Source organism: Allosphingosinicella deserti (assembly GCF_003012735.1).
Classification (GTDB): Bacteria; Pseudomonadota; Alphaproteobacteria; order Sphingomonadales; family Sphingomonadaceae; genus Allosphingosinicella; species Allosphingosinicella deserti.
In genome coordinates, this window is record NZ_PXYI01000001.1 from 477,301 (window position 1) to 489,529 (window position 12,229).

The window sequence follows — 12,229 nt, forward strand, 5'->3', positions numbered from 1 at the left end:
TTAACCAATTGCCGCTAGCGCCGATCGTTGATGGCCGGTTCGTTGATCGAGGATCGTCGGCATCTACTGCTGACGAAAGTGGTGCTGCCCGCGGCGGCCGCGATGATCGCGCTCGCTTTGCTCGTTGGTGCCGTGCTGAGCATGTCGGCGGCGGGCTCCGACGAGGCCGCGGTGGCGCGGCAGACGCGCCTGGCGAAGATCGGGCTCCGGCAGGGGTGGGCGGACATCCGCAAGACCCAGGAAGCCTCGACCAACTGGGACGATGCCGCAGAAAAGTCGATTGCAACCCCGCTCGACGCCGAGTGGATGGACCAGAATCTCGGGGTCTGGTTCTACACCTATTACAAATACGACCATGCCTATCTCCTCGATCACGCCGGGCGGCCACTGTATGCTATGGTCGATGGGAAGCGGCATGCGCCGGAGGCATTCTCCGCCGTGTCGCAGGCGGTGCTGCCATTCGCGGCCGATCTCCATCGCCGGCTGAAGCGCGGAGACACGGCGGCACCGCCGGGTGAACTGACCCCGAGCGCCAGTGGGCTCACCCGTATTCACGGCCGTCCGGCGATCGTCAGCGTCAAGCCGATCCTTTCCGAAACCGGCGAGGTCGCGCTTGCTCCGGGCGCGGAGCGGCTGCACGTCATCGTCCGCTACATGGACGGGAGCTTTCTCCAGACCCTGTCGTCCATCTACGGGATCGATGCGGCCAGCTTTTCCACGGTCAGAAGCAGCGATGCGAGCCTTCAGCTGCGCGATACCAGGGGGAACATCGTCGGCTACATCCAATGGACCGCGTTCCGGCCCGGCCGGCAGGTTGCCGATCGCATGGTGCCCGTTCTTGCGGTGGCACTGCTGCTGGTCGGTGCGGTCCTGCTGTGGCTGCTTAGCCGCGTGCTTCGCAGCAGGCTCGAGCTCGAAGCGAGCCGGGCCCAGGCGCAGCATCTCGCTTTCCACGATCCGCTGACGGCCTTGCCCAATCGGGCTCTGTTCGAGGACCGGTTGAGCCACGCGCTGGTGGAGGCGCGGCAGGGCGGAAGCGTGGCGATCATGCTGCTCGATCTCGATCGCTTCAAGAACGTCAACGATACGCTCGGCCATCTCGCGGGCGATGCCCTGATAAAGGAATTCGGCCGCCGGCTGAGCGCGCTGCTCGCCGAGGGGGACACGATCGCGCGCCTGGGAGGCGACGAATTCGGTATCCTGCTCACCGGCGCAGGCGCGCGGGCGGAAATCGAGATTCTGTGCGCACGGGTGCTGATGGCGGTTCACGCGCCTTTCCCGGTGCTTGGATCGGAGGCCCATGTCGGAGTCAGCATCGGGGTGGTTTTCGCGCCTGAGTCGGGGACGGACCGGACGGAGCTGCTGCGCAAGGCTGACATCGCTTTGTACCGGGCCAAGGAGGATGGGCGCGACTGCTTCCGGGTGTTTGAGCCGGATATGGATGCGACCGTCCGCCTGCGCAGCAGCATCGAGGACGATCTCCGCCGTGCCCTCGACCGGGGGGACGAGCTCTCCGTCCACTATCAGCCGCAAATCTCGGGCGCAGGTCATCAGATCGTCGGAGTCGAAGCGCTTGCCCGATGGACTCATCCGACCCGCGGCGCGATCGCGCCCGAGCAATTCATCCCGATCGCGGAAGCAACCGGCCAGATCCGCCGTCTCGGCGCGTGGGTGATGCGGGAGGCCTGCATCGCCTCGAGACGATGGCCGGATCTGGTCGTGTCGGTGAACCTGTCGCCGGTTCAATTCCGATCGGCGGACTTGTTCGAGACGTTGACCGGCATCGTGCGGGAGACCGGCGCCGATGCGCGCATGATCCAGCTCGAAGTCACCGAAGGCATCCTGCTCGACGACGATGCCTTGGTCAGGACGACGCTGACCCAGCTGCGCAGCGTCGGATTCACCATAGCGCTCGATGATTTCGGGACCGGGTATTCGTCGCTGAGCTATTTGCGCCGCTTCGAGGTCGACAGGATCAAGATCGACCGCAGCTTCATCCAGGCGCTGGGGCAGACCGTCGACTCGGCGGCGATCGTGTCTGCGGTTCTGTCGCTCGGCCAGGCAATGGGTCTTGCGGTCACCGCCGAGGGCGTCGAGACCGCGGAACAGCGCCGGTTCCTGGAGGCCGCAGGGTGCAGCGAGATGCAGGGCTTCCTGTTCGCACCCGCAATGCCTGCGGAGGAAATCGACACCTTGTTGATTCGCAGCCGCCTCACCGACGCAGCCTGAGCCATGAGGGCGGACGGACGCTCTGGACAAAGTCGCCGTTCCGAGCGAGCAAGGGTGCCGAGGGGGACATCATGCAGATATTCGGGCATTTGCGGCGCGCCATTCTTGGGGGCATCGGACTGCTATCGGCGACTTTTGCGCAGCCGGTCTCTGCGGCCCCGGAGACGGTCACGATCAAGGCTGATCAACGCGATCTCACGTTGAGCGTATGGCGACCAGAAGCCCCCAAGGCCGTGATCATTTTTTCGCATGGCGGTAACGGCGCGCCGGCGGCTTATGAGAAGCTGCTCGAAACCTGGAAGACGGCGGGGTTCCTCGTCGTTGCGCCGCTGCACACGGATTCGTTCAAGCACCCTGGCCCCGATCACGGTCTCCAGACCGCATTCCCAATTCGAATCGCCGATTTCGCTGCCGCCGAAGCTTGGGCGAATGAGGCCGCGCCGGGACTCCCACATGCTGCCGCGGGCCATTCTTATGGTTCTCTGACCGCCATGATCGGGGGCGGAGCGCTCGACTCTATGGTTCATGCGAAGAGCAGACAGATCAAGGCTGTGATAGCATTTTCCTCTCCCGGAACGATCCCCGGCCTGATCAACCCGGCAAGCTTCTCCACTCTGGATGTGCCGCTGCTGATGGTGACAGGCGATGCGGACGTCGTCCCGGGTTTCGCGGCGGATTGGAAGGCACATCTGCTACCCTTCGAGGCCGCTCCGGCAGGAGCGAAATACGCCTGGATCGGCACGGGCGTGACCCACGGCCTTGCTGGACGCGATCCGGCCGAAGATGCGGCACTGTCGAACGTGGTGAAACTGAGCCTGGCATTCCTGGAGGCACATGTCGTCGGCAATCCCGCCGCCGTCGATGCGCTGACGTCTTGGAAGCAGAGCGGTGCCGCGGTCCTCCGCACGCGGTGAGCCCCCGGACCAAATCCTTTTCTCAGCGACGGCCGGGTTGATGGAGCACCGCCATATGCGCCTTTTCGCCTAGTTCGGCAGGAACGCGAACACCGAGGTGCGGCGCTTCACGCCGCCGGAGCGCTCGGCGATTTCGTAATTGGCGAGGGCACGAAGGTTTCCGACCGGCAGGCCGCGGCGCCAAGGATCGCCGACGATCACCTGCGCGCCCGCCGTCGACCATCGCTGGAGGCAGGCGGTTACCCCGGCTGCAAGATCAAGATCGTAGAACAGGTCCCCGACGAGGACGAGGTTCGCTCCGGCCCGGGGGGCGCGGGTGATGTCCTCGTGACGCAGGGTGAGTTCGACCCGATTGGCGCGGGCGTTGAGTCCGGCCGCGACCATCGCATAGGGATCGACGTCGACTGCCATGACCGAGACCGCGCCGACCTTCGCGGCGGCGATCGCGACCAGCCCCGATCCGCAGCCAAGGTCGAGCACCTCTTTCCCGGCGACGAGCTCGGGATTGTCGAGAAGAAAGCGCGCCAGGGCGAGGCCGCCGGTCCAGGCGTAGGCCCAGTAAGGCGTGGTGAACGCATCATCCTCGGCAGCGAGGCGGCCGAGCCCGCTGGTCGGCTTCGCCTGATGCAACCGTATCTCCGGTACGAACGGGAGCGGCTCGAGAGGCAGGTGCGTCTCGATGAAACGGGTGCGTTCGGCGTGGTTCACGCGTCGGCCGTACAGGGAGGGAGTGACAAGGGACAGCGCGGCGAGCCCTCGGATCCAAGTGTCCGTCAGCGGCCCCCCGGCGGCCCGGCTGCGGCGCCTTGTTGGGATCGAGTCACCGCGCTGCGCAAGGCTAGGGTCCGCGCCTGAAGCTCCCGCGATTCCGCCCCGGAGAGCCCGTCTCGCCCGTAGCGCCCGGCCAGCCTGCCGATCTGGCGCGCCTCCCGGTTGAGACGGCGCGCTTCCCCGCGGCTGATCGTTCCGCTTGCGCGCGCCCGGTCGACTCCGTCGCGGATGCCTCGCAACTCGCCCCTGAGCGGCGGGGCGCCGAGGCTGCTGTCACCGATGAACGGGTTGGCAGGTCCGACACTCTCATAATCGTGACGCCCGGCGATCTGGGCGGCAGCGGGCGCGGTTGCAGCGAGGCCAAGGATACAGAGAAAGACTGAGAAGCGCATCGGCAGGCTCCTTCCGGGAAGGCGTAATCTCGCCGAGCCAAGCTTAACCGGCGCCTAACGCGACCCGTCAAACAAAGGCATGGCCACGCCGCGCGGCCTGAATGAGGAGCGCATCGAGACGACGGGTTTCGCGGAGCACGGCGTCGCGAGACCGGGAGCCACCGAGGGAGATGCGCAGCCCCTGGTATGGCGGCTCCGCGCCGGCGCAGAAGCTCGAACCCGGCGCCACCGGAATACCCGATGCAACAGCCTGCGCCGCGAGATCGGCGGCGGCGAGCCCGGCATCGAGCTTAAGCCAAAGGTGATATCCTTCCGGCCGATGGCGCAAATCAGTACCGGCAAGGATCTTCGCCGCGGCGGCGCTGCGGGCGGCCGCTTCCGCGCGCACCGCTGCGACCAGTCTCACGAACGTTCCGTCCGCAAGCCAGCGCGTCACCAAGGCGAGGTTGAGCGGTGGCGGCATGATTGCGGTTTCGTGGATATCGCCGGCGAGCCGTGCCGCTCCGCGCACGTCGGGTGCCCGTACGAAGCCGACGCGCAGGCTTGGTGACAGGATCTTGGAGACGCTCGTGACATGCCAGGTCCGCTCCGGCGCCAAAGCCGCGATCGGGGGAAGGGGATCGTCCGGCAAACGCCCGTAAGGATCGTCCTCGATGATCGGGATTCCGAAACGGCGCGCGACGTCGGCAATGTCCTCCCGCCGGCGAAGGCTCATCGTCGCGGTGGTCGGATTGTCGTTGGTCGGAATGACGTACAGCGCAGCGAGCGACGTGCGTGATGCGACACGTTCGATGGCGTCGGGGAGAATGCCTTCACCATCCACCTCCAGCGGCAGCAACGGGGCGCCGAATCGGCGGGCGAGGGCGATCAGTCCGGGGTAAGTGAAGCAGCCCGCCGCAACGGGCTTGCCGCCGCCAAGCAGCAACCCACAGACGGCGTGGAGGCCGTTCTGCGCGCCGGCGGTGACGACCAGTTCGTCGGGTATGATGCCCGGGATCGTGCGCGCCAGGAACCGGCTGACCGCGGCACGATCGGCCTCGCTTCCGCCGCTCGGCTGATAGTGGAGCGACGGCGCTCCGCCGTCGAACAGGGCCTGGATGCCGGACATGATCGCGCGCTGCAGCTGGCCGCCCTCTGGCTCCGGAGGCATGTTCATCCCGCTTGCGGCCTCGGAGGCAAGTGCCGCCGGCGCAATCGGAACGACAGCGGTGCCGCGGACGAAGCTGCCGCGCCGGCCGTCGCTGTCGATCAGCCCGCGCCGCGCCGCTTCGGCATAAGCGCGGGTCACCGTGGTGAGATCGACGCCGAGTGCCTGGGCAAGCTCGCGCTGGCTCGGCAGCCTGTCCCCCGCGGCAATCCGGCCGTTCGCCACGTCGCGGGCCAGCGCGTCGGCGATCGCCCGGTAGATCGGGCCGGCCGAAGTAGCGAGTTGGGGGTTCCAGGTCACTGCATCTCCCTTGATCTGTATGGCTTTCTCATATATATTCATGCATACAAACTTGCAATATTGTATGGATGGCATCCGGTGATCGACAGGGAGGAGGCGCGCTTCGTGGACGCGCAGGGCAAAGTCTGGCCAAAGCTCGATCCCCACAAAACGGGGCCATTCGGCCGTTGCCCCCGCTGCGGCGAGGGCCATATCTTCCAGGGATTCCTGAAGATCCGGAGCGCGTGCGAGGTTTGCGGCCTGGATTATTCCTTCGCCGAGCCGGCCGACGGGCCCGCCTTCTTCGTGCAGATGTTTACCTGCATTCCGGCCGTGCTCTGGATCCTGCTGCTGGAGATCTTCGCCAGTCCGCCATTGTGGGTGCACGTCGTTACCGGTCTGCCGCTGCTGATCGTCACCTGCGTTCTGCCGCTGCGCCCGCTCAAGGGCTGGCTGGTCGCCAGCCAGTTCTACTTCAAGGCTCAGGAGGGGCGGCTGGCGCGGGAGTGAAGGAAGCGGCGTCACACGACGCGATCATCGGCAGGTTGTCGGCAGTAACGTCGATGCCTCGCAACGTGGCTATTAGCTGATAACAGTCATGGCGTACTGAATGTTGTCCGCATTCGAGGCGCTTTTTCCTCCATCTTCGGCTGAATTTTTAGTCCGAGACTATTGTTAGGCTTCATCGAGGGGTCCATCCTGCACGTTCGCGTGTGGGGAGATTCGACGATGAAAGCGTTGAAGTTCGTACTTGGGGCAGCGCTGGCTGCGTTCGCGGCGACACCGGCTTCGGCGGACGTGGTCTGCGAGTGGATGGGGTTTGCCGATGGCGTCATCACCGCGGCCACGCCGACCGGAACACCGCGAGCGCCTGAGCGCGACCGGGCATCGACCCAGGTCGCGCTCGCCATGTTCGAGGCCCTGAATGCGATCGACCGACGCTACGAAAGCTATCTTGGCGTTCCTGCCGGCGATCCGAAGGCGTCGCAGGATGCCGCGGCTGCGACGGCTGCCTACCAGGTTCTCCTCGCCCATTTCCCGAGCCAGAAGACCGCACTCGAGGAGAGCTGGCTGCTCGCGCTCGACGGCATTCGCGACGTGTCCGCCCGTGAAAAGGGCAAGGCGATCGGCGATGAAGCGGCGAAGGCAGCGCTTGCCGCAGGGGGCATCGACCCCGCAATCACGCAAAATCCGTACAAGCCCCGCGCCCAGCCGGGTGTGTGGACGGCCGTGCAGATGCCGGTCATCGAGCCGTTCGACGTCGCCTTCAAGCCGTGGGTGCTGAAGCGGGTCGATGCGGTGCGGCCCGGCCCGCCGCCGGCGCTCGACAGCGCCCGATGGGCGCGGGACTATGACGAGGTGAAGAGGCTCGGCGGCAAGACCAGCACCGAGCGCACACCGCACCAAACGCTGATGGCCCGTTACCGGATCACGCCGAACATGATGCCATCGTTCCGGATGATCGCGGACGCTCCCGGCCGTTCACTCGTCCAGAATGCACGTTTGTTCGCATTGCTCGAGATGTCCGCCGACGATGCCGGAATGGCCACTGCCGAAGCCAAGCTTCACTATAATTTCTGGCGGCCGGTGATCGCCATCCGCAGCGCCGAGACGGACGGGAACGACGCAACGGCGCCGGAGCCGGCCTGGGAGCCGTTGGTTCCGACGCCCAATCATCCGGAATATCCGTGCGGCCATTGCACCTACGCGGCAGTCGCAGCCGCCGTGCTCAAAGCGGAGGTCGGCAATGCTCCGCCCGGCGGGGTCCGGGTCGCCTCCCGCTCCATCCAGATGAGCAACGTGCAGGTGCTGCCGACCTTCGACGATTGGGTCCGCGAAGTCTCACTGTCGCGCACACTTGGCGGCGTTCACTACCGCTTCTCGAATGAGGCGGGCGAAGAGATCGGACGCAAGGTCGGTGAGTTGGCAGTGGCAAATCTGATGCGTCCCCTCCCAAAGTCGGGAGGGAAATAGACCGGCCAATCGGGACCCACGGCATGCTGTAGCCGCAGCTGTTCCAAGCCCAACGACCGCCTGTTCTTTTTTTGCGCGGAACCGAGCGGCGTCGGCATCGTATGTATGCCGAGCGGGGAAAGAACCTCGTAGGGAGATGGGAACACATGAAAACTCTTTTGCTCGCGGCAAGCGCGGCCTTGCTCGCGACCGCCTGTTCGTCCACGTCCGAGGATGAAACCGCAGCTGCCCCGAGCGAGGCGGCGCCCGCCGGTATGCCGGCAACCGAATATGTCTCGACCGCTGCAAGCAGCGACATGTTCGAAATTCAATCCGGCCAGTTGGCCCTGCAGCGGTCGTGCGATCCGGCCGTCCGCCAATTCGCCCAGATGCTCGTCGACGATCACACCCGCACCACCGCGCAGGTGACTCAGGCCGCGCAGACGGATGGCGTGACGCCGCCGCCGCCGCAGATGATGCCGCGCCACATGGAAATGCTGCAGCGCTTGCAGGCGACGGGCCCGGGCGGCTTCGAAGCCGCGTTCCGGAACGAGCAGACCACGGCGCACCAGGAGGCGCTGACCCTGCATCAGACCTACTCGCAGGACGGCGACCGGCCGGCGCTGCGCACGGTGGCGTCGCAGGCTGTGCCGGTGATCCAGATGCACCTCAATCAGGTGCAGAGCCTGCCGAGCACGGCCGCGTGCGCAACCCAAGCCCCGGCACCGACGACGGACCGCAGGCGCGGCGAGCGCGGCTGATCCGCGGATGAAGGAGGGTCGGAAGACGCGGCGCTGCGCCGCGCGAGTGGTTGCGCTCGGCGCATTGCTGCTCGTAGCCTCGCAGGCCGCCTGGCAGGAGCCTCTGCACGCGGCCTCTCCCTCCTCGATCTTCGAGGGGGAGGTGCGCGCGTCTTCCGATCGCACGATGCGGCAGCTTTATGCCGCCCGAAACTATGCGCCATTGTGGTCCGAGGGCTCGCGCCTCTCCGATGCGGCCGAGGATGTGCTGGCGCGCCTCGAAACGGCCGATGCCGACGGGCTCGATCCTCGGGACTATCAGGTGAAGCGCCTGCGTGCGGCGTTCGACGACGCTGCGTCCTCGCCGAAGGACCTTGCCAGGGCCGAGGTGCAGCTGTCGCGCGCATTCCTCAAATATGCCCGTGACCTACGCCGCAGCCGCGCCGCCGACATGGTCTATGTCGATCCCGCGCTGATCCCGACCGCACCTTCGCCGGGCACGGCGCTCGACCGTGCTTCCGGGGTCGGGCCCAAGAGCGCGTCGATGCAAGAGGCGTTGGGAACGCACCCGCTCTACGAGCAGCTGCGCGAGGCGTATGTGCGTTGGCAGGATCGCTGGGGGGATCTTCCGCAGACGCGCATCTCCGAAGCGACTCCGCTGCGCGCGGGAGCGCGCGGCGAGCGTGTCGAGGATCTCCGCGTGCGGCTTGGTCTGCCGGCCGGCGATGTGTTCGATGCCGCGACGACGGCTGCGGTACGCGCGTTTCAGTCCGGCCACGGCCTGACCGCGACCGGCATTGCCGATGCGGCCACGATCGATATTCTCAACAGCGGCGCACGGTCGTTTGCGGCCAAGCTCCGCCTCAATCTGGAGCGCGCGCGCGCCTTGCCCACCGCGGCCAACCGCTATGTTCTGGTCGACGCCGCCGCACAGCGGCTGTGGATGTATCAGGATGGCCGGCCCGTCGATTCGATGAAGGTGATCGTTGGCCGCGTCACCGAACCGACACCGATGCTTGCCGCCTACATCCGCTCCGCCGTGCTGAATCCGTACTGGAACGTGCCGCCCGACCTCGTTCAGACCCGGGTTGCGCCCAAGGTGCTGTCGCAGGGCCTCAATCACCTTCGTGCCGAACGCTACCAGGTGCTTTCCGACTGGTCGGACAATGCGAAGCCGGTCGACGCGAAGACGATCGACTGGCGCGCGGTCGCCCGCGGCGAGGTGGAGGTGCCGATGCGGCAATTGCCCGGACCGAAGAATTCGATGGGGAACATGAAGTTCATGTTCCCCAATCAGTTCGGCGTCTACCTTCATGACACGCCCGACAAGCGGCTGTTTGGGGCCGCCGACCGAAAGCAGAGCGCGGGCTGTGTCCGCCTGGAGGACGCGCGGCGTCTTGGCCGCTGGCTGTTCGGACGAGTGCCGTCGACCAAGTCGAACGCCCCCGAGCAGTCGGTACCGCTGAAGTCGCCGGTCCCGGTCTACATCACCTATCTCACCGTTGCGCCGACCCCGGACGGGATCGCGCTGCGTGACGATATCTACGGGCGCGACGGCGAGGGCGGCACGAGGCTGGCTGGGCGGCGCTGACGCTTCAGAGGCCACGCATGTCAACGTGGCCACCCCAAGGTTGCCGGCTCTGATGCCGGGCGACTTGCCTCCACCCGCTGGCCGTGACACATCTTCGGGAGAGATGGGCGGCGGTCTCGGCCGCGAAGGGGGCGCATGACATTGCCGGTGCTGGAGCTGGTCGACCTCGGCAAGGTCTACCGCGGACGTAAAGGCGGCGTGCAGGCCGTCAAGGATGTCTCGATTTCGGTGGGCGCCGGCGAGGTCTACGGGTTTCTCGGGCCGAACGGTGCCGGCAAGAGCACGACCATCCGCATGCTGCTCGGCCTGATCTCTCCGAGCGCCGGCGAGATCCATCTGTTCGGCGAACCGCTCCGCAACAATCCAGCGGTCCTTCGGCGGGTCGGATCGCTGGTCGACGGCGGCGCTTTCTATCCGTTCCTTTCCGGCCGCAAGAATCTGGAGGTGCTCGCCAGAACGCATGGCGCGGGCGCGGACAGGATCGACGCCCTGCTCGAGCAGGTCGGCCTCTCCGACTCGGCCAAACGGCGGGTGAAAGGCTATTCGACGGGCATGCGGCAGCGGCTCGGAGTCGCCGCCGCCCTGCTCGGCGATCCCGATCTCGTCATCCTCGACGAGCCGGTGAACGGCCTCGATGCCGCCGGCATTCAGGAGATGCGCCTGCTGATCCGCAGCCTGGCGGCGGACCACGGCAAGACGGTGTTCCTGTCCAGTCACCTGCTCCACGAAGTGCAGCAGGTCTGCGATCGGATCGCGATCATCAGCCGCGGCGAGGTGATCCGCGAAGCGACGATCCGCGACCTGCTGGCTGCCGACGAAGGCCTGCGCCTTCAGGCGGCGCCGCTGGAGCTTGCCAGGTCCGTGATCGAGGAGCGCTGGGCGGTCGAACCCGACGGAGACACGATCCTCGTCCGCGCCACCCAGGATGAGGCGCCCGAAGTGGTAAGGCGGCTGGTCGGGGCAGGAATCGACATTTTCGGCCTGACGCCGGAGCGCCGCAATCTGGAGGAGGTGTTCCTTTCCATCACGCAGGAGGAGGCCGCCGATGCTTGAAGCCTTTGCCGCCGAGACGCTCAAATTCCGGCGTCACCGCGCCACCTGGTTCCTGGTGTGGATCTACCCGATCGGCTTCCTGCTGCTGTCGGTGCTGCTGATCTGCGTCGGTCTCATTCAGGCGCGGCCGGAGACGGCAGCGCCGGCCGCGTCCAAGTGGATCGAGAGCACGGCCGCTATCTGGTACGTGCCGCCGCACATGTTCGGCCGCTATCTGATCGCGGCGTTCGCGGCCTTCGTCTTCGCCGGGGAATATGGCTGGAACACGTGGAAGCTGGTGGTTCCGCATCGCTCCCGTAGCGCCCTCATCGCCGCAAAGTTCGCGATGACGTTCCTGTTCCTCTACGGCGCCTTCCTGCTCACCGGCCTGCTGACCTTGCTGATGGGTTGGATCGGCGACGTCGTCCTGGGTTCACCGATCCCGGAGGGGATCACGGCCGCGGCGCTTGCGAAGGCGCAATATCTCGGCGCGGTCGCGGCACTGGCGCCGGTGCTGGTCACGATCGCCTATACCAGCCTTGCCGCCGTGCTGACGCGCTCGACGATCGCAGCTCTGGTCATCGGGCTGGTGGCGGTAACCGCGGAGCAGGCGTTTCTCGGTCTTGCACCGATCCTGTCGATCTACGCGCCGCGGCTCGTCTGGGGCTTGTACCAGCTGCTCCCCGGCTATCATTTCGACAATCTGTCGAGCTGGCTCGGCCAGGGCTCCGCTTCTCAAACCCGTCTACCCGAACTGGAGCCAATCGCCTGGTCCTGGCCGGCATCCCTCGCCCTGGTCGGCGCCTGGGTGGTGGGCGTAGCAGGGCTGACGTTCGTCAGCTTCAAGCGGCAGGATATCAATTGAATAGCGAGATGCCGTCCAACCTGGACTGATGGGGCGGACGCCTCAGGCGGCGGTCCTCGACGGCGTGGTGTCGTTGTTGCTCCGCGCCGCGGCGCGCGGCTCGGCACTGCCGCCGGCATGGGTCCGGCGCAGCCAGATATCGATCGAGCGGCTGAGGTTGGCACGCAGTTGCTGCTGGACGATCCGGCCGTCTTGCTCGTCGGACGAAGCAACGAGCGGGTCATTGAGCGGCACCATTTCTTCTTCCTTCCTGATTGCAAAGCGGCCGGCATGGCCGGCGATGATTCCGAACGCGGCCGACGTCGTCGGTGCCGGA

Annotated in this window: 12 protein-coding genes; 8 read left to right on the forward strand and 4 right to left on the reverse strand. The window is 66.3% G+C overall.

Going from position 1 to position 12,229, the window contains the following annotated elements; all coding sequences use genetic code 11:
- Positions 1–30 precede the first annotated feature (30 nt).
- Together C7I55_RS02175 and C7I55_RS02180 are read left to right on the forward strand one after the other, a co-directional pair.
- On the forward strand, positions 31–2,229 hold the full coding sequence (locus C7I55_RS02175; RefSeq protein WP_106511228.1) for a putative bifunctional diguanylate cyclase/phosphodiesterase: 2,199 nt from the start codon (positions 31–33) through the stop codon (positions 2,227–2,229).
- Positions 2,133–3,143: an alpha/beta hydrolase family protein gene (locus C7I55_RS02180; RefSeq protein ID WP_146150900.1), complete on the forward strand. Its 1,011-nt coding sequence runs from the start codon at positions 2,133–2,135 to the stop codon at positions 3,141–3,143. Before C7I55_RS02175 ends, C7I55_RS02180 begins: the two co-directional genes overlap by 97 nt.
- 69 nt (positions 3,144–3,212) lie before the next feature.
- Here the strand turns inward: C7I55_RS02180 and C7I55_RS02185 are convergent, their stop codons facing one another.
- The 3 genes from C7I55_RS02185 to C7I55_RS02195 all read right to left on the reverse strand — a co-directional run bounded on the left by C7I55_RS02185 (position 3,213) and on the right by C7I55_RS02195 (position 5,753).
- On the reverse strand, positions 3,213–3,851 hold the full coding sequence (locus tag C7I55_RS02185) for a class I SAM-dependent methyltransferase (RefSeq protein WP_106511230.1): 639 nt from the start codon (positions 3,849–3,851) through the stop codon (positions 3,213–3,215).
- 65 nt (positions 3,852–3,916) lie between these two features.
- Entirely contained in the window at positions 3,917–4,306 is a 390-nt protein-coding gene (locus C7I55_RS02190; protein WP_106511231.1) for a hypothetical protein, read from the reverse strand.
- Positions 4,307–4,373: 67 nt separating this feature from the next.
- Positions 4,374–5,753 (reverse strand): aminotransferase-like domain-containing protein, encoded by a 1,380-nt coding sequence (locus tag C7I55_RS02195; RefSeq protein ID WP_233222001.1) that lies wholly within the window; start codon positions 5,751–5,753, stop codon positions 4,374–4,376.
- Positions 5,754–5,858: 105 nt separating this feature from the next.
- On the opposite strand from C7I55_RS02195, the gene C7I55_RS02200 reads away from it, so the two are divergent.
- From C7I55_RS02200 to C7I55_RS02225, 6 genes are all read left to right on the forward strand, one after another.
- Positions 5,859–6,242: a DUF983 domain-containing protein gene (locus C7I55_RS02200; RefSeq protein ID WP_106511644.1), complete on the forward strand. Its 384-nt coding sequence runs from the start codon at positions 5,859–5,861 to the stop codon at positions 6,240–6,242.
- 219 nt (positions 6,243–6,461) lie between these two features.
- Entirely contained in the window at positions 6,462–7,706 is a 1,245-nt protein-coding gene (locus C7I55_RS02205; protein WP_106511233.1) for a vanadium-dependent haloperoxidase, read from the forward strand.
- A 146-nt stretch (positions 7,707–7,852) separates the two neighbouring features.
- Positions 7,853–8,446: a DUF4142 domain-containing protein gene (locus tag C7I55_RS02210; RefSeq protein WP_233222002.1), complete on the forward strand. Its 594-nt coding sequence runs from the start codon at positions 7,853–7,855 to the stop codon at positions 8,444–8,446.
- A gap of 7 nt (positions 8,447–8,453) precedes the next feature.
- On the forward strand, positions 8,454–10,016 hold the full coding sequence (locus C7I55_RS02215) for a L,D-transpeptidase family protein (protein ID WP_106511235.1): 1,563 nt from the start codon (positions 8,454–8,456) through the stop codon (positions 10,014–10,016).
- Between the two features lie 135 nt (positions 10,017–10,151).
- Positions 10,152–11,069, forward strand: coding sequence for an ABC transporter ATP-binding protein (locus tag C7I55_RS02220; RefSeq protein WP_106511236.1), 918 nt, complete (start codon positions 10,152–10,154; stop codon positions 11,067–11,069).
- The gene (locus C7I55_RS02225; protein ID WP_106511237.1) at positions 11,062–11,913 is read left to right on the forward strand and encodes an ABC transporter permease; all 852 of its coding nucleotides are present in this window, start codon (positions 11,062–11,064) and stop codon (positions 11,911–11,913) included. The genes C7I55_RS02220 and C7I55_RS02225 overlap by 8 nt, the downstream gene beginning before the upstream one ends.
- A 42-nt stretch (positions 11,914–11,955) precedes the next feature.
- On the opposite strand, the gene C7I55_RS27680 is transcribed toward C7I55_RS02225, so the two are convergent.
- Positions 11,956–12,150 (reverse strand): hypothetical protein, encoded by a 195-nt coding sequence (locus C7I55_RS27680; protein WP_146150902.1) that lies wholly within the window; start codon positions 12,148–12,150, stop codon positions 11,956–11,958.
- Positions 12,151–12,229 lie beyond the last annotated feature (79 nt).